This window comes from Mesorhizobium sp. B2-4-13, assembly GCF_006658535.1.
Taxonomy (GTDB): domain Bacteria; phylum Pseudomonadota; class Alphaproteobacteria; order Rhizobiales; family Rhizobiaceae; genus Mesorhizobium; species Mesorhizobium australicum.
This window is the reverse complement of sequence record NZ_VFVB01000009.1, coordinates 224,237-242,682: the sequence shown is the minus strand read 5'-3', so window position 1 is coordinate 242,682 and position 18,446 is coordinate 224,237. Positions and strand designations below refer to the sequence as shown.

The following is an 18,446-nucleotide window of genomic DNA, read 5'->3' as shown; positions in this document are numbered from 1 at the left end:
GTCGCACAGGCGCCTTCCGTTGGGTGCACGGGAAATTCCTGCGCCGCTCGACTGGGCTACTGACCCATCCCGAACTTGTATGTGACGCGGGCCATGACGGCATCCACTTTGGCGTCGGTCCGATACGTCTCTGGGTTCGCTCCGATTGTGCCATCATCAAATACGTTGTTGCCGGTGCTGGTCTTGGACCCAAGATCGACGTGGGTGTAATCGACGCCAAGAGATAGGTTGTCGGTAATGGCATAGTCGATCCCGGCGCCGAGGGCATAGCCGCTTTGCCAGTCGTTCTTCTCGTATGTGACCAAGGCATCATTGTCCCGGGCCGTGAACTTGACTTTGCCGCCGGCATACCCGGCCTTTGCATAGATCAAGACACGATCGAAGGCATACCCAATGCGTCCGACGGCTGTAACGTAGTTGGAGATTTTACCGGTTTCAGTGTCGCTGTCTGGGAAATAGGGACTGACGATGGTCTTTTTGATGCCCGTGACGGTCCACGTCGCCTCGCCGCCCAGGACGATCTGGTTCCACTGATACTGTGCGCCTATGTGAGCGCCGCCAGCCACGCCGGCTTTGTTAAAGTCGAAACCTTCCGTGCCGGCAGGAACCAAGTCTGTGAAAAACCCGCCGGTCGGAAGCGTTTCGTCAGTTGCGGTGATGTCACCGTTTGCCACGCCAAGATGTGCGCCCGCGTAGATACCGCTCCAATCATAAGCCGAGCCGACAATTGGACCAGCTATATCGGCTGCCGACGCACCACTTGCGCTGAACCCGGCAACCGCAAGAATTGCAAGAAACTTGTACACTAATTCCTCCCGCTATCTGAACCCTCGATTGAGAGAATACATCGGCGCCCGACATTTTTGTGTGCTATTTTAGCATCATCTGCTTCAAAATCTCGTCGGCTACATGGGAATATATTAGTGATGGCTAATTGGTCGCAGCAGGTAGCGATTGGGCGCGCGGGGTAGTCATGGCCGGATCGGTTGTGTCATCGCGCATCGTCACGGCGCGGTACCGTTCAAAGCGGTAGAAGCACACGCTGGCCAGCCTGTCGAAGCGCCGGCGGATGGCCACGATGCGCTCGTCCTGCCCGGCGGCGCCATCAACCCGGACCTGCTGCGGGTCGAGCAGAAGGCTCTGGATCTCATCACATCGTTCTGGTCCGCCAAGACGGTCGCCGGCGCGATCCGCCATGCGCCCTGGCTTCTCGTGGGGGCCGGGATCGCCAAGGGCCGCCGATCAGGGGCTCGTCACCAGCCGGTGGTCTCGATGCGTTCTGCGACAAAGCGGAGCGTCAGTGTTTGGTAGCCGCGCTGTCGCCAGCGGCATCCGCGCCTGGTTGCTTTCGTCCGGCGGTCAGCCGGCCGGACTCGAACTCCTCGACCGCCTTGTCCCAGCAGGCCTTCTCACGGTCGGGCATCAAGCCTTCCCGTTCCCAGAGTTCGCGGGCCCGCTTGCTGATATGCGCGACGCGTTCTTCCTGGCTGATCACCATGGCCGTCTTCCTATGGATATCCATAGGAAGCAACCGGACAGCGCCTGAAATGTTCCAATTGGATGTCGTCGACCTCGGCAGGTCGGGCAATGCCGTCAGGCACTCTTCGCGGTGTCCGCCTTGCGAAGCGACGCCTGGTGCACCAGCGAGGTCCAGCTGTTGGTCGAGGCGAGGTGGCAATAGAGCAGGCCGAGCGCGCCTGACTTTCTGAGGTCGAGGAAGGCGTCGTCGCTCAGTTTGTTGAAGGCCGCTTCGTCGATCACCTGGAAGTCGGTGAGGTTGAGCACTTCGCCGCCTTCCAGCGTCACCTTGCTCTGGCGCTGCGAAAACAGACCGTGCGCGTCGATCTTGTCGACCATCTCGCGGGTGGCCCTGAAATCGATCTGGAACTGGTTGCAGAAAGCGAGCGCCTGCCTGGTCGCCTCGGTCGGTTCGTTGCCGCCGAAGAACGGCAGCACCTTGTCGTCGTGGAACGGCGCCATCAGCTGGTCGACGACGCGCTCGCTCGCCCGGTCGACGCACAGCGTCAGCCGGCCGGGCGAGGTCGGATCCTCGGCCAGGATGAAAGGATAGCGGCGGACATAGGCCGGGATGTAGTGCGGCGCGTTCCATTTGCCTTCGGCATCGACGAACAGGTTCTCGTCCTGGCGAACGCCGGTGATGATGACTGGCGCCTTGGCGGCGCCGATGAAGACGATCGGATAGGAGCGCATCGCCGCCGGCATCTCCGACGCCACCACCGGGATGGCGTGCGCCGAGCGCGCGAAGGAAAAGTCGCTGCGCGCCGTCAACCCGAGCGAGCCGTGCCGCGCCGGATTGAGCGCCTCCGGCCTGGAGTAGAAAAGCGGCATCGCATCGGCCCCTGCTGCCGCCGCCGTCCCTGCTTTCGCACCTTCAGCCATCGTCGGTCCTTTTTCTCCGGCAAGCCGATCAGGCCGGCCAATCCGCGTCCGGCGCCGGACTCGTATCAAACAATCCCATGCCGAAACAAAGTACTACAGTGTCACCGGTGCGCATAAAAGGATGCGTTGCTGTATTTTTGGGGTTTGCGGCGACGAAATGTCTTGCGCGCCAGCGCTCCGCGCCGAGGCGGCAATTGCCAGGAAAAGTGGTCGACGGTTTTCCTGGGAATTTGCGTCGGACAAAGAGCCCTGGACAGCCCGCGGCGAAGCGGCGACAGTGCCGCGCAAACGGCTTCGGGGCGACGGAATGGCGGCGGCGGCGGATTTCGAACAGGCGATCGGACAGGCGTTCATCATCGAGACCGGAGCGGGACGGATCTCGCTCGAACTGAGCGCCGTCAACCGCATCGCGGCCAGCCCCCGCCCGGGGGGTGGTTTTTCACTGCTGTTCAGGGGGCCGCGTGAGATCGCGTTGCCGCAGGCGACCTACAGCCTTGCCGGCGCCGGCGGCGTCCACGACATCTTCATCGTACCGGTAGCCGCCGACGCGACTGGCCGGACCTACGAGGCGGTGTTCAACTAACGCCCATTTTGAGCTGCATTTTTATTGATGTTTCCCGCATTGCCGACCGGACCGAATGCGACAATCTTTACCGGCGGCGCTGCCCCTCACTGTTCTGCCGGACATCTCTCCCTGTAAACGGGGCGAGAGTGGCTGGCGGCAACGCAGCGCCTTTCTTGCGGCGCAAGAGATTGGCGAAATCGGTGGCGGGAGGTTCCTCGCCCCGTTCACGGGAAGGGATGCCGGCAGACGGGTGGGGCAGCGCCAACAACCATCATGGATCCGCCGGCGAACACGCCATCAGATCATAGACGCCCTTGTCCTCGACGACGGCGAAGCCAAGCCTGACATAGAGCCCCCGCGCCGGATTGTTCTTCTCGACATGGATCGATACATATTTGCCGGCTAACCGTGCCTCGTCGATCAGATCGCGCAGCAGCGCCGTGCCATAGCCCTTGCGGCGATGGATGGGCAAAAACGCGATGTCGATGACGCGGTGCTGGCTCGGCCAGCGCTCGATATAGAGGCGGCCTATGTCTTGGCCCGCCTGCTCCACCACCAGCCAGTCGGCCTCGGGATAGTGCGTGTGGTAATGCGCGTGCTGGGCCTGGAATTGCATGGCGAGGAAGGCGGCCTTCTGCGCCTCGCTCCAGTCGGTCACTGCGAGCTCTTCAACGCGGGTCGAGGCGTAGAGCCGCGACAGGAAGGGTTTGTCGGCCTCGCCAGCCGCGCGAAACTTCAGCCCGGCCGCATCGGAGCGGGGCCAGGCCGAAGAAGAATGCGCGGGCGTGCTGTCTGTCACGCTACCCGTCTGTGCCGTCAGGACTGCCGTCACACCGGTGGCGTCAGGTCGCGCACCACGGCGATCTGCTTGAGGTTGGCGGTGACCAGCGCCGTCGAGATCCACTCCCATTCTTAGCCTTTGGGGCCGACGCTTCTGACTTTGGTTCTGCTTTCTTGGCCATCGTAGGTCCTGCCTTGTTGGCTCGGAATTCAGGTTCTCGGCGGGAAAACGCCTTGCAGCGCAATGCAGAAATGGCAGGTGAGATAGGGCTGCATGTTGTTGTGCGGCTGGTCGCCGCCGATCGGCCGCACCGCCTGATCGCTGAGCGGTGTCAAAGTGGCCGTTGCCGAATAAGACATACCGGGAGCTGTACGCGCGAAAGATCGCGCCGGACCTGGCGCCGCCAGATTGGCCGGATTGACGTTCCCCATCATCGTGTGGCCGTGCTGCGGCATCTCCGATATCAGCAACTGCACAGTTTCCGAACCGCCCGGCTCTCCGAGGTCGTGCAGCGAAAGTCCTGGTCCTTGCCCCGGGTGCATCGGCGCGCGGCCCTGCAGATCGGGCAAGGCGAAGTTGGACTTGCCGTTGCCGCCATAGGTGGTGCCGAGCAGGGAAAACAGCGCGGTGTTCTGCGACAGCGGCAGCAATTGACCGTCGCACCAGGCCCAGCCCTTGGGTGCGAAATTGAACGGAAAAATGCGGATTTCGGCGACGAACGGGTCAGCCATGACGGTCCCTCCTTAAGTCGGCGACGGGAAGATCCCGAACAGCGAGATGATGAAATTGACGCAAAGGTAGGGCTGGAAGTTGGTATGCGGCTGGCTGCCGCCGGTTTGCCCGGCGGTCTGCGGGGACATCGGCGCGGCTGCCGGCGCCTCGCGGTAGATCTGCGCCGCGCCGACCTGCCCGGTCATGTTGCCCGTCGGCGTGCTTGCCCCGGCATTGTTCAGCGAAGCCAGGAAGGCGTGCGTGTGCGAAGGGATCTGCTGGGGGGTAAGCGTGACTTCTTCAACGCCGCCAGTCTGCGAAAGAATGAAATCGCCGCCCTGGTGGACCGGAAGGCGGCCACGCAGATCAGGCAGCCCGAACGTGCTTTGGCCATCGCCGCCATAGGTGGTGCCGATCAGTTGGAACAGGATCTCGTTCTCCGAAATGGGCAATAATTGCCCTTCGCAGAACATCCAGCCGGCTATCGCGAAATTGCCGGCGAACATCCGAATCTCGCCAACGTAGGGTTGTGCCATGGTTGCTTTTCCTCAGGTCGGCGACGGGAAAATGCCCTGCAGGGCGATGCAGAAGCTCAGGGTCAGAAATGGCTGCATGTTCATATGCGCTTGGTTGCCGCCGGCAAGGGCCAGCGTGCCAGGGTCCATGGCCGTGGGATTCCCAGGCGCCGTATAGGTGTTGGCAACGGTAGCCAGCAGGTTGCTGCTGGGCACCGGCGTGTCCGCATTTGTGGTCGTGGCTTGCTCGATATGGCTATGGAATGGCAATTCCCCGATCAACAGCGTGTGCGCCTGCTCACCGCCGCGTTCACCGAGCGTGTGGCCACCGCCGACATGGATCGGCACCCGGCCACGATAATCGGGCAGCGCGAAATTCACCCTGCCGTCACCGCCGAAGGTTGTTCCAAGCAATGAGAACAGCGCCTGATTCTGATTTATTGGAAGCAGCTGACCGTTGCATAGTGCCCAGCCTTTCGGCGCAAAAACGAAAGACATCATTCTGATTTCGGAAAGAAATGGTTCCGCCATCGCCGCCCCCCTCGCTGTTGACGCATACTAGCGCACTGTAGTGATGTTACGCAACGTCAATGGACCATAAGAGAGCAGAATTTTTTGAATTCATTTTTACTAATTTTTTGCCCATCATCGTAAGCACACTTTGGGAAAATACTTAGCGCGTTTACGGGGCGACTGCAGGAGGTAGTACCGGCAAAGATCCCACCAGCGTGATCGTTCCAGCGCCACCTGTCGTATCGACGGTAGGCGAGCCGACATTGTCGTCCTGAACCACGCCGGTCACGGTGCCGGACGCCGAACCGTTGGTGGACAGGTTGAAGTGCGTGTTGGCGTTGAAGTTGCTCAGGCCGACATCGACGACCCCGGTGGCCGCGCTGACAAACGTATTTTGTGTGGCGGGCACGCTTGAGCCGAGCACAAGATTCATCGTGCTGGTGTCGGTGGCGGTGGCGCCGTTGTCGACAAAAATTCCCCAGCCGTTTTGCGAATTCGGGCTCGACTCGACGTTGCCGAACACCGAGGCATTCATGGTCGTGCTGCCGTCATTGTTCTGCAGGTGGATACCGGCATTGCCGTAGCCAGAGAGCGAATTGTTCTGGATCAAAACCGTCGTCGCGCCGGCGCCGGCCGAACGGACGAAGATACCGTCCGCGTTGGCGCCGCTCTTAGCCGGCCCAATCGTGTTGCTGGCGATCGTGCCGGACAGCGTGCCGTTGTCCTGGCCCTTGGCTACGAACACGCCAACCGTGTCGTAGGCGTTTGCCGCATCGCCACCGGTGTTGAGCAAGGTGTTGTGCGAAATATCGAAAGTCGTCGTCGCGGCGGAGACGAGGCCGCCGGAGCCGCTGCGGATGTCAACAGCCGTGCCGCCGCTGGGGACGATCACCTGGCCGTTATGGAACGTGTTGCCGCGCACTACCGCGTCCATATGGGCGTTGTTGTTGGCAAGGAATGCGATGAAGTCGGCGCGGGTACCGGCGAAGGTGCTGTTGGTCAACGTGTAGTTAGCCGTCGCACTGTTGAACACCTGTGCTCGGACGTTGTCGTTGCCGCCCGTCGCATTGATCAGGCCGAACTGGATGTTGTCCATCGTCAGCCGGGTCAGCGTACCACTGGTGTTGTAGAGATCGACGTTCTGGTTATAGCCACCCGAGATGCTGGAGTTGGTGATCGACGAAGTGCCGAGCAGATTGTCAAAGCGGATCGAGCTTTCCTCGCGGTCGCCCGCAAGCGTTGTCCCGTTGACCCCGCTGATGGTCGTGCCGGTCATCGTGAAGTTGGTGACCGTGTTGCCGTAGACGGCGAAGTTCGAGAAGTCGTTGAGCTGCATGTTTGCCAGCGACACATTCGACGTGTTGCGCAGGAAGATGCCGGTGCCGTTTGTTCCGGACACGGTCTGGCCGCTCGCATCCGAGCCGTTGAGGATATCGCCGCCGGTCTTGTTCGAAATCGTGCCGCCGGAGCCGGCCGACCCCGTTCCTGTCACCGTCAGTCCACCGCTCGATCCGGTATTGTCTAGCACGATGCCGGCATTGGCACTCGAGCCGTTGGCCGAAATGCTTTGGAATTTCAGGCCCGCCCCGCCGATCGTGGTGTTGGTGACGTTGAGTGCGGTGCCCGCGCCCGACGTGATTACGTTGCTGGTATTGGAGGCAATAACCGTGCCGCCGCCGGTTGCGTTGAAGCCGGTGGTGCCGCTGCTCGACGTGTTGATGGTCAGCGTGTTGCTGAAATTAATATTGGTGCCGTTGGTGCCGCCATTGCTGACCAGGTTTATGCCGTCGCTCGAGCCGCTCGACGACACGGTTCCGTCGAACGAGATCGTGCTGGCGCCGCCGCCGGTGCCGGTGTGGTTCTGGAGGTCGATCGCGGTGGCGTTGGCGGTGTGGGTGATGGAGCCATTGTAGTCGATATTGGCCGACCCGCCGCTGACACTGAACGCCGTGCCCGAAGCGCCTGTCAACGAGCCCGTGCCCAGGTTCACCGTGCCGGTGACATTCGCCAGGCTGACATTGTTGGCGCCGCCGCCTGATGTGGTCGAGGTGAAATTGATGCCGGCGGCGATGCCGTTGAGGTTGATCGCCTGGGCGACCGTCGTGCTGATCGAGCCGGTGGTGACATTGACCGTGCCGCCATTGGTTGCGGTGAAGGCTGTGTTGCCGCCGCCCGTCGTGATGGTGAGGTTGGCGAAGCTGACGGTCGAGGCCTGGCCGCCATTGTTGATCGCGACGGCGGCGCCGGTGGCGTTGTTGTGGTTGACGGCACCGGTGAAGCTTACTGTGTCTGCTCCAGTCGCGCCCGAAATGAAAATGGCCCTGGCTCCAAAGCTCGACGTGACCGTGCCAGCAAAGCCGAAGCTGCCGCCGGAGCGGTTGATGATGTTGACAGCAGTGCCGGCGGCGCTGGAGACCGAGCTCATGTTGTCGAAGCTGAACGCAGCATCGCCGCCGACCACGGACAGGCCGCCGCCGCCCGTCGTGACGACTTTGGTGGCGGTGACCGTTCCGGAGGCAGCACCAAACTTGATGGCGGTGCCGGCCGCGCCCGTGGAGAAGAGGGAAAGATTGGTCAGCGTCGTCGTGCCGGTGGCGCCGGCGCCGAAGTCGATATCGGTGGCGGTGACGTTCCTGATCGTCATGTTGCTGATCGTGGCGCCCGATGTCGCGCCGCTGATGCCGATGGCGGCGTTGGCAACGCCGAGGCCGTCATCGCCATCGATTGTAAAGCCATCGATGATATTGCCGTTGGCACCCAGCGTGATGGCGGTGCTGCCATCGTTGGTTGTCAGCGTCGCCGCGCCATTGGGCGTCTGGTCGATGATCGAGATGTTGTTGCTGGCGAGCTGGATCGTCGACGGCACCGTCAGCGCTAGGTTGATGTTGCCGTTGCCGAAGCCGCGCAGCTGTTCGTTTGCCTGCAGCGCCAGCATATCGTTGCCATTGCTGCCCGCCGCCGTGATGACGCCGCCATCGTTGACCAGCACGATGATGTCAGTCGAAACCGCCGCCGCTTCCGCCGTGGTCAGTGTCGCCAGGTTGCTCTGGTCCTTGCCGCTGCCGTCGCCGGTGGCGGTGGCGCCGACGAAATAGATCTTGCCGATACCGAAGCCGAGGCCCGGGCTGGTCTGGAAGTTCACGTCCTGGACATTGTAGGTGCCGAGCGTTGGCGCGCTGGAGGCGTCGATGCCGACATTGGCGCTGATGGCCGAACCCTTGTCGGTCGCCAATTCGCCGTCGCCATAAGTGAAGGTGAGGTTGGTCGTCGAATTGAGGAAGACGCCGGTGTTGACGCCGGCAATGCTGGAGCTTGCGCCGCCGACCGCGGCGTCACCGAGGCGTACCGTCGATCCGCCGGTCGCGCCGCGCAGGTCGATGCCGATCGAGGTGCCTGCGGCGGCGGCCGCATTGGTGACGTTGAAATCGTTAGCCGTGATCGCCGCGTTGATGATCGCGCCATTCAGGTCGAAGGCAACGGCCGAGCCGCTGTTCAGGCCGATGCCCAGATCCGTGAAAGACAGGGCCGCGCCGAGCGTGCCGGAGACATCGACGCCGCGCGAGGTTATGCCCTGCAGGTCGACGGTGCCAAGCGCGATAGCGCCGCCGGAGACGTTGTTCAGCGCGATGCCGGTAGCGGGGCCATTGGCCGAGATACTGGAGAAGTTCACGCCGCCAGCACCAATGGTCGTACCGCTGAGATCGAGTGCGGCTCCGGACCCCGTCGTGATCGTGTTGCCCGAGCCGGCGACACTGATCGTGCCGCCCGTCGCGGCTATGCCGGTGCCGGCGGTGGTGTCGACGGTCAGGCCGCCGGTGAAGCCGGTCGTGCCGCCGCTCTGCGTGATGCCGGCGCCGGTGGCGGTGTCGATGTTGGCGAGGCCGGTGACGTTGAGCGTGCCGCTGGCCCAGCCGATGCCGCCGCCGGTCGTGTTGTTGACCGTCACCGTGTTGAAGTTGAACGTGCCGGTGTTGGTGTTGATGGCGTTGATGCCGGCGCCCGTCGTGCCGGTGATGCTGGTGGCGCCAGTGACGGCGAAGGTGCCGGCAACACCGTCGAAGATGATGCCGCTGGCGCCGCCGGTGGCGGTGACGCTGCCGAGCGTCATGTGGACCGTCAGCGGGTCGAGATTGATGGCAGTGCCGTTCGTGGTGTCGACCGAGCCGCCGCTGCTGTTCAACGTGAAGGTCGTGCCACCCTTTTCGTTGACCAGCAGGCCCGTGCCGCCATTGTTGGCAATGCTGAAGGTGCCAAGATCGAGCGTGCCGCTGGTGTTGAGCAGGTTGAGGCCGTCGCCCTGCACGCGCGCACCAGTTGTGCCGACGGTGAGGGTGCCCGCGCTGACGGTGCCGCCGCCGCCCGTCGAGTCGAAAGTGGCACCGTTAAAAGCAATGCCGCCGCCGGTGCCGCCGATGACCGTATTGTTGGCGAACGACCGGATCGCGATCGTATTTTGAGTGGCGCTGACGCTCTGGCCGAGGAAATTGGCGGCAAGCGCGGTCCCTGTCGACTGCAGCGTGTTGCCGTCGATCGAAAGCAGAAGCCTGTCGGCAGCCGGCGCGCCGCTGGTGGTGAAGTCGAGCGCCCTGCCGCCGGCGGCGATGTCGTTGTTCCTGAGGAAGAAGCTGGAGGCGGCCGCCACGCTGCCCGAGACGCCGGTGCCGCTGCCGGTGTTGCGGATGATCAGGTTCTCGACGCCGCCGGTGAGGACGCCGGTGCCGGTCGTCGCGAAATTGACCACCGCGGTGGCGGTGTTGCTCTGCAGGATCGGCCGCAGCGTATCGATGCCGCCCGGCGCCGAGATGATCGGCGAATTCTGCACCGTGGTGAAATGGAATGCCGCCGAGGCGCCGCTGCTGGTGTCGACACCGAGCTGCGAGACATCGACGGCCGCATCGCCGCTCTTGAAGGCAAGCAGCACCTGTCCGTCGTCGAGTTGGAACGAGGTGCCGCTCAGGTCGATCGTCTCCTGGCTGCCGGTGCCGTTCTTGTCGATCAGCACGATGACATTGGCCGTGGAATTCTGGGCGTTCGCATAGGTGCCTGGATTGAGCAGGCTGCCGTCGCCGAGAGCGCTGGCGTCGGCGGTGACATAGTAGACGCTGATCGCCGACAGGTTTGACGTGTCGCCGGAGAAATTGACGTCGTTGAAATTGTAGTCGCCCGCTGTCGGCAAAGTGTCGGTGGCGTGAATGACCTGGCCGCCGGTGGTGGCGATCGAAGATTCGGCCGGACCTGCCCCGTCGCCGAAGATCAGCTTGGCGTTGGTGGCGCTGGAGAACTGGACGCCATAGCCGACATTCTCGATCTTCGAGGTCTGGCCGGCTGGGTTGTTGTTGGTCGTGTCGCCGAGCTGGATCGTGCCGGTGCCGGTCGTGTCGGCCATGTCGATGCCGATCGTGCCGGCGAAGCTGCCGCCGTCGACGTCGAAATCCCCAGCCGTGACGGTGCTGGTGCCGAGCGCGGCGCCATTGAGGTCGAGGCCGATCGCGTTCGCCGCGCCGAGCCCGACGTTCAGGCTGGTGAAATTCAGCGTCGAGCCGAGCGTGCCGGAGATATCGACGCCATGCGAGGTGATGCCCAGCAAATTCGCGGCGCCAAGGCTGACGGTGCCGCCGGAAACATTGTTCAGCGCGATGCCGGTCGCCGCCCCGTTGACCGAGACGCTGTCGAAGGTCACGCCATCCGGGCCGACCGTCGCGCCGTCCAGGTTGAGCGCGGTGCCGGTCGTCGTGGTGATGGTGTTGCCGGTGCCGCTGACGCTGACCGTGCCCGGGCCGGTGGTGCTGGCGGTGAAGCCGGCGCCGCTCGAGGTGGTGATCTTGAGGTTGCCACCGGTGAAGGCGAGCGTGCCCGTGCCTTCGCCGGGGCCGATGCTGGGGGCCTTGACGATGGCGCCGTTGGCGCCGCTGCTGGTGTTGAAGATCTTCGACGTGCCGGAGAAGGTGGCCGTTCCCTCGGACGATCCGTCGAACAGTACGCCGATGCCCTTGCCGGTATGATTGATCGTGCTCGAAATGTTGTAGGCGCCGTTGGCGTTGCCGGTGAAGGTGAAGGCCGCCGTCCCCGCCGCCGCCGCGTCCGTGGTCGAAACGACCGAACCGCTCAAATTGAGCTCGCTCCAGTCGGTCACGGCCTGCACGACACTGCCGGTATCGACCTTGATCGAGCCGTTGTAGTTGAGCGTCGCATGGACGAGATCGTTGCCGCCGCTGACCGCGATGGCCGAACCGGTAGTGCTTGTCGTCGCACCGATGCTGGCGACGCCACCATTGCCGCCGACGTTGATGATCCCGCTCTGCAGGCCGGTCGTGACGATGCCGCCCTCACCCCCATCGATGGTCAGCGTGGATCCGGCGACATTGGCGATATTTATGGTGCCGACCTGTGGGCCGCCAATGTCGAATCCTCTGAAGCTGACGTCGAGATCTATATCTCCTGTGAAATTGACCGCCCCGGTACCAGTTAGGCCGGACAACGAGGCGCCCGTGTAGCCGGTATCCCTGAGCCCGCCGATGTTGACATCGCCGTTAAGGACGGCGGCCTGCAGCAACACGCCGGCGTCTGTCGATACCGCCGCGATGCTGTCAAAAGTAATGCCGTCAGCGCCGACATTGGCGCCGAACACCACCAACCCGTCCGCGCCGGAATTGATCTTGTTGCCGCTGCCGGTGACCGTGACGGAGCCTGAAGTGAAATCGCCAAGCGCGGCGAAGCCCATGCCGCCTGTCGTCGTTATGTCCAGGCCGCCATTGGTGAAGTTGATGGCGGAGTTCGTGTTGGGGCTCGGCGTGCCGGACGGGTATCCACCGGGGAAGCCGATGTTGACGCCGTCGGTCGCGCCCGAGCTGATCTGCTTGGTGGTGCCCGAGAAGGTGATCGTGGCCGAATCATTGCCGGCAATGAGGATGTTGCCGCCAGCGCCCGCAAGGCCGTCGGTCAGATTGCCCGCCAGCGTCACCGAGCCGCCTGTCAGTTCCTGGATCGAGACCGCCGCACCGGTGCCGTTGCTGGCGATGGTGCCGCCATAGGAGACGGTGGCGTTGCCGCCGCTGGCATTGGTCGCCGAGCCTGTATTGAAGGCCGTGCCGGTGCCGGTATTGGTCAGCGTGCCGGTGCCGAGAGCGGCCGTGCCGGCCAGGTTCTGCAGGTCGATGCCGTTGCCGGCGCTGAACGTCGCGCTGGTGGACGTGAAATGAATGTCGGCCGTGATGCTGTCGAGCGACGCCGCTTGCGCGCCCGTGGCATTGATCGTTCCCGCGTCGACCGTGATCGTGCCGCCGCCGGTGGCGGTGAAGGCCGTCGCTCCATTGGTGGAAACGTCCAGATCGGCGAAGGTGATTCCCGCGCCGCTGTTGTTGGTCAGCGATACGCCATTGCCGCCGATGGTCGCCTTGTCGGTGAAATCGACAAGGCCGCCGGTGCGGTTGACGATCGAGACGCCGCCGCCGGTCAGCGTGCCGGCCGGCCCGCCATTGGGCAGGTTGCCGCGCGTCAGCGTGATGTTGCCGTTGCCGCCATCGGCGTCGAGCAGCGTCCCGGCGACGTTGATGTTGTTGTTGGTGATCGAGACGTTGCTGGTGAGGCCATCGACCTTGAACGCCGTCTGACCAACGGCGACATTGCTGACCGTGACGCCCTGGATCGTGATGCCGCCAGTGTTGTCGAAGCCGGCCGCACTCTGGTCGATCAGGAAGACCGAGCCGCTGGCGCCAGTGAAGTCGAAGGCGGTGTTGCGTACCTGATTGCTGCCGAGCAGATGCATGGCGTCCGCGGTGCCGGTGACGACGCCCTCGTCGCCGGTAACGTTGCCGCCGGTGGCGCCGAGATTGCCCTGCACGTTCACCTGCTGGAAGGTGCCGGACACGGCGATGACGTTGCTGTTGCCGAAGCCGGTGATCGACTGGCCGGAATCGAGTGTGAACGGCGTTGCGCTGAGATCGACGGTGCCGACGAAGGCGAAGGTCTGCGTGCCGGTCATGAGATCGGCGTCGGCAAGCGAAATCGTGGTCACCGACTGGCTGAGGCCGTACGTGCCGACGGCGATGACGCCGCCCGATTGCGAGACCATCGTCACCGCGCCGACCGCCGAGGGCAGATTGGCGCTGCCGGTGAAGAACACGTCGTCGAAATCATAGTTGCCGAGCGTCGGGTCGAGCCCGACCGTGTTGACGGTGTAGCCGCCGGGGGCGGCGCTGATCGAGGATTGCAGCCCGTCGGATGAAGTGCCGTCGCCGAAGGTGAAATTGGCGTTGGCCGAAGTCAGCGTGCTGAGGCCGGACGACAAATCGACGCCGATATGGACGTCGCTGATGCTTGAGCCGCGCAGGAAGGTGATGGTCTTGTTGCCCGTCGTCGACGACAGATCGATGCCGCGCGAGGTGGCCTCGCCGGTGCCGGTGATGGTGGTCACGCCGAAATCGGCCGTCGTCGACGAGCCGCTGAAGTCGATTGCCGTCTGATGGGCGCCGGCGCCCATCGTCACACTGGTGGTGCCGAAGCTGACATCGGCATTGGCGCCGCCGAAGTTGATGCCGGCGGTGTTGGCCGCCGAGCCCAGCGTCACATTGGTGGTGCCGAAAGTCACCGAACCGGAATTGCCTGAAATGTCGATGCCATTGCCGGCTGCACCCGACACGGTGACCGCGCCGAAGGTGGCGCTGCCGGCGACATTGGAGACCGACAGGCCGTTGCCGACCGCGTTGGTGATCGAAATTGGGGACGTGGCGTTGAAGGTCGCGGCCGCGCCCAAGCCTGCGATGATCGCGCCACCGCCGCCGCTGGCGGTCAGCGCCGAGTCGGTGAAGCTGATCGTGCCACCCGTCGGCGCGGTGGTCGAGCCGACGGCGAACAGGTTGCCCGCGCCGGTTGAGGTGACCGGACCAGTGAAGGCGACCGAGCCGCCGGTGATGCCGTCGACCCTGACGGCCGTGCCGGGCGCTGTCGCCGAGCTGTTGATGGTCGCGCCGATCGTGATCGCCGCGCTTCCGCCGGAGACGACGACGCCATCGCCCGTGCCGGAATTGGTGATGGTGCCGTCAATGTCGATCGTGCCGGTGTTGTTGGTCAGGCTGGCATCGGCGCCGGCGATATTCGTCGTTACGAGGTTGCTGACGCCGACGGTCGCGGCGCTGTTCTGAACCAGGAAGCCGGAGCCTCCACCCACCACGGTGTCGACCTTGGTCGTGCCCTGGAAGGTGTATCTGCCGCTGGCGACATTGTCGAGACTGATGGCATCGCCGCTGATGCGATACAGGTCGACGCCACCGAAGTTGACGTTGCCGCCGCTGGTGTTGGAAATGGCGATGCCGGTCGAAACGCCGCCGCCCGAGCCATCCACGGTGACGCTGGAGAAGTTCACTCCGGCCAGGCCGATCGTCATGCCGGCGATCTGGATGCCCTTCTCGTCCGGCCCCAGGCCGGTCGCCACGGTATTGCTTGCCCCGTACACCGTCAGATTGCCGCCATTGACGGCGCTGAAGGCAAAGCCGCCATCGGTTGTCAGATCGAGACCGCCGACGAAAGCAATCGCGCCGCCGGCATTGCCGGTCAGGTCGATGGCGTTGGCCGCGCCGGTGCTGGCGGTGATCTTGCCGCCGAACCTGGCGAAGCCGCCGTTCATGGCGTTGATCTTGACCGCACTGGCAGCAGCGGTCTGGTTGATCGTGCCGTTATAGGTCAGGTTCGGTGTCGAGGAATCGATGTTGAACGCCACGCCGGTCGTGCCGGTGATGGAGCTCGCGGCATCAAAAGTCAGCGTGCCGGTGGTGCCGCCGGTGATGCTGACGCCCGAGCCGGCGCTGGTGATATCGAAATTGGTGAACGTGCCGGTGCCGCCGAAATTGTCGAGCGACAGGCCCGTGGCAACGCCGCCGACCGACACACCCTGGACCGTCAGACCGGCAATGCCCGTCCCACCAATAGCCGCGCCGCTGCCGCCCGAAATGTTGAAATCCAGCAGCGAGTTGCCGTTGCCCAGCGTGACGACGTCGCCGGCGCCCGAATTGGTCAGCGTCGCCGCCCCGGTGCCGGGATCCGAAACGACCTGGTCGTGCTGGATGTTGGTCCCGGTGACGTTGATCGGCACGCCGCCGAGCGAGAAGGAGCGGCCATTGCCGAAGGACGCCAGCGTCTGGTCGTCGCTGAGCGAGAAGCCGCCCGACGCATTGATCGGCGTGTTGCCGGCGTCGTTGACCAGCACGAAGATCGCGTTGGCGTCGGTAATGCCGTCGGCGGTGCCGATCGACGCCAGGTCCGCAAGCGAGGAGCCGTCGCCGGCACCCGAGGCTGCCGCGCCGACGAAGATCACGTTCTGGACGTCGAACAGCTGCGGGCCGCTGAACGTCGTCGAGCCGAACGCGTAGAGGCCGAGCGTCTGGTTCAGCCCACGCGCGTCGAGCGAGGCGGTGACGCCCGCGATCGAGCCGCCGCCGAAGCCGAATTGGGCATTGGCCGAGTGGGCCAGCGAGCCGGCGATGCCCAGGCGCACGCCCGTGTCGACGCCCGAAATGGTGCCGCCATTGGTGATGATGATCGAAGCGCCGCCGGTCGTGTCGGCGAGATCGATGCCGATCGAGCCGGCGCCCGATCCGCTGATGTTGGCCGAGAGCGCCGTGAAGGTCGTCTGGCTGCCGGAGAAGTCGAGGCCGGCATGGCCGAGACCGAGCCCGGAGATGACGATGTTGCCGGCAACCACCGCCGCGTTGACGCCGCTGAACGACATGCCGTCGCCGCCGGGCCCCGTGATGTTGATGTCGCCGAAGCGGATCGTTGCTGGCGAATCGGAAATGGCGATCGCCGGTCCCGTCGTGTTGGAGATCGTGGTGGCGCCGTTGACCGTGAAGCTGCCCGAAACATGGTCGAGCACCACGCCTGATGTGCCGCCGGTCTGCGAGATTGAATCAAACACCACATGCGCGGTGATCGGGTCGATGAAGATGCCGACGCCGTCGTCGCCCAGCGCCGTGTTGCCCGACACCTGGCCGCCGGTGGTGGTGAAGCTGCCGCCGGCGGCGGTGCCCTTCACCGTTATGCCGGCATCCTGGTTGTCCTGAGCTTTGAGGATGGCGAAGCTGTAGGTGCCCTTGCCCGTAATATCGAGGCCGTCATCCTGGTTGCCCGACAGCAGCGTCGTGCCGGTGAAATTGTAGGTGCCGTCGCCTTCGATATGCAGGCCGTCGAGGCCGTTGCCGGTGGCGGTGAAATTGGACGCGCTGACATTGGTCGAATTGCCGGTGAAGTCGGCGCCATCGCCGCCGGTGCCCGTTACCGTGACGTTGGTCAGCGTCGTGCTGGTGGCGTTGTTGCCGAAAATGCCGTCGCCGCCGCCGGTGATGGTGATGCCGTTCAGCGTGTTGCCGTTGCCCAGCGTGATGACGGGGTTGGCGACGTTGGTGCCCTGGATCGTGCCGTCGCTGCCGCCCAGGTTGAAGGTGGCGGTGCCGCCGCCGAAAAGCTTCGCGGTGACGCTTTCGCCGCCGCCGATGACCGTCTGGCCCGTGGCCAGCGTCACGCCGCCAGTCGTCAGATTGCCATTGCCGCCGAGCGCCACGACGAAGCCGCCGTTGCCGGCCTTGGTGACGGCATCGTCCAATGTCGTCGGGTCGGCCTGCGTGCCGGCGCCGGCCAGGCCGCCATCGGCGAAATAGAACTTTCCGAACGCGGCATTGGTGGCGGCGTTGATGGCGACGCGGGTCGTCGTGCCGCCGGTCTTGTCCTGGCTCTGGATGCGGACGCCGATATCGCCGCGCACCCGCTCGTTGACGCGCTTGCGCAAGCCTTCGCTGACCGGATAGACCGGATCCGCCCCGATGGCCGCGGTGCTGTCCGAGCCGCCGCCGGGATTGAACGGGATGTTCAGCCGCACGCTGCCGGCGAACTGGGTGTCGTCGCGATTGTCGTTGCGCACCTCGCCAGTGAAGGTCAGCGACGTTCCGGTGCCGAAGACATCGCCGATCTCATATTCGATGCCGGCCTTGGCGCCGGTGACCACGCCGTCATCACCATGCGGATCCTCGAAATGGTAGCCGCCAATGTCCAGCCGCAGCGAATGCCTGTCGGGCAGGTTGAGCGGCACCTTCGCCCCAACCTCGCCCTCGATGCCCCAGGCCGCGTAGTCGCGATGGTCGAGCACCGAGATCTGCTCGATGAGCTGGTTGGAGACCATCGACAGGGTCGAGCTGGTCGAGTGGTCGGTCGAGTCGCCCTTGATCGGCACGAAGACGTTCACATGCGCGTCGAAATTCGGCGTGATCGCCTCGACGCCCAGCGTGCCCCCGGTGAACTGCGTGCCGCCGTAGCTCTCGGCATTGAAATAGGCATAGCCGCCGAGCATCAGGTCCGGGTTGACGATGCGGCGGATGCCGAGGCCGATATCCTGGCCGAAGGCGTCCTTGAAATCGTGCTTGGCCCGCACATCCAGGAACAGCACCGATTCGGCGGTCTGCTTGATCGGGATGAAGCCTTCGAGCGCGGCGTTGCCGCCATTGTTGTCGGCGCCGATGATGGCCCGGACCTGGGGCTGCCAGAGCCCGGCATCGTCGCCATAGGCGGCCACGCCCGAGAGCGCCAGCGCCAGCGACGTAAGCGCCGTCGTCTTCCAGAGCTGCCTTGCAATGCTCGAACGGCGATAACCGGCGCGCATGAGGAACCCCTCCCCACGCGCCGCCATCTCACCAACTTGCCGAGACTTCTCGGTAGTTCCCATCCCTGGCGAGTCCTTCTGGGACTACACGTCCCGCGTGCCGATGTTTAATGGAATTCTATTGTATAGCGAGTCCCCAATGATCAAACTGCTGTTGTGGCCCACCAAAGTGCTACTCTGTGGCAACATGGACACAGTAGATTTGCCGGCTTGCTTCGGTGGATTCCTGGCTTTCAGGCTGGATTGGAGTGTTGTATCAAGCCCTACTGCGGGAAATACCGGTGGGGCCTAAAAGAACATGAGAGTTGTTTTAGCTGT

Annotated in this window: 9 protein-coding genes and 1 pseudogene; 2 read left to right on the top strand and 8 right to left on the bottom strand. The window is 63.9% G+C overall.

Features of this window, described 5'->3' with window-relative positions:
* Positions 1-56 precede the first annotated feature (56 nt).
* Positions 57-806, bottom strand: coding sequence for an outer membrane beta-barrel protein (locus FJ936_RS23870; RefSeq protein WP_140793243.1), 750 nt, complete (start codon positions 804-806; stop codon positions 57-59).
* Positions 807-1,059: 253 nt separating this feature from the next.
* Here FJ936_RS23870 and FJ936_RS30965 point away from each other — a divergent pair.
* Positions 1,060-1,242: pseudogene (locus FJ936_RS30965) on the top strand (DJ-1/PfpI family protein); the annotation flags it as partial.
* A 55-nt stretch (positions 1,243-1,297) separates the two neighbouring features.
* On the opposite strand, the gene FJ936_RS23860 reads toward FJ936_RS30965, so the two are convergent.
* Positions 1,298-1,498: a DUF2934 domain-containing protein gene (locus tag FJ936_RS23860; protein ID WP_181171499.1), complete on the bottom strand. Its 201-nt coding sequence runs from the start codon at positions 1,496-1,498 to the stop codon at positions 1,298-1,300.
* A 95-nt stretch (positions 1,499-1,593) separates the two neighbouring features.
* Complete coding sequence (locus FJ936_RS23855; protein ID WP_140793236.1) at positions 1,594-2,400, bottom strand: SapC family protein; 807 nt, start codon at positions 2,398-2,400, stop codon at positions 1,594-1,596.
* Between the two features lie 307 nt (positions 2,401-2,707).
* On the opposite strand from FJ936_RS23855, the gene FJ936_RS23850 reads away from it, so the two are divergent.
* Positions 2,708-2,983, top strand: coding sequence for a hypothetical protein (locus FJ936_RS23850; RefSeq protein WP_140793234.1), 276 nt, complete (start codon positions 2,708-2,710; stop codon positions 2,981-2,983).
* Positions 2,984-3,236: 253 nt separating this feature from the next.
* On the opposite strand, the gene FJ936_RS23845 is transcribed toward FJ936_RS23850, so the two are convergent.
* The 5 genes from FJ936_RS23845 to FJ936_RS23825 all read right to left on the bottom strand — a co-directional run bounded on the left by FJ936_RS23845 (position 3,237) and on the right by FJ936_RS23825 (position 18,128).
* Positions 3,237-3,764 carry a GNAT family N-acetyltransferase gene (locus tag FJ936_RS23845; RefSeq protein WP_246680522.1) on the bottom strand — a complete coding sequence of 176 codons (528 nt, stop codon included), beginning with the start codon at positions 3,762-3,764 and terminating at the stop codon, positions 3,237-3,239.
* A gap of 191 nt (positions 3,765-3,955) precedes the next feature.
* A complete protein-coding gene (locus FJ936_RS23840; RefSeq protein WP_140793230.1) occupies positions 3,956-4,477 on the bottom strand; it encodes a tail fiber protein in 522 nt (173 codons plus the stop codon).
* Positions 4,478-4,489: 12 nt separating this feature from the next.
* Positions 4,490-4,963 carry a tail fiber protein gene (locus FJ936_RS23835; protein WP_246680521.1) on the bottom strand — a complete coding sequence of 158 codons (474 nt, stop codon included), beginning with the start codon at positions 4,961-4,963 and terminating at the stop codon, positions 4,490-4,492.
* A gap of 42 nt (positions 4,964-5,005) precedes the next feature.
* A complete protein-coding gene (locus tag FJ936_RS23830; protein ID WP_140793226.1) occupies positions 5,006-5,503 on the bottom strand; it encodes a tail fiber protein in 498 nt (165 codons plus the stop codon).
* A 151-nt stretch (positions 5,504-5,654) separates the two neighbouring features.
* Positions 5,655-18,128 carry a hypothetical protein gene (locus FJ936_RS23825; protein ID WP_181763165.1) on the bottom strand — a complete coding sequence of 4,158 codons (12,474 nt, stop codon included), beginning with the start codon at positions 18,126-18,128 and terminating at the stop codon, positions 5,655-5,657.
* Between the last annotated feature and the right edge of the window lie 318 nt (positions 18,129-18,446).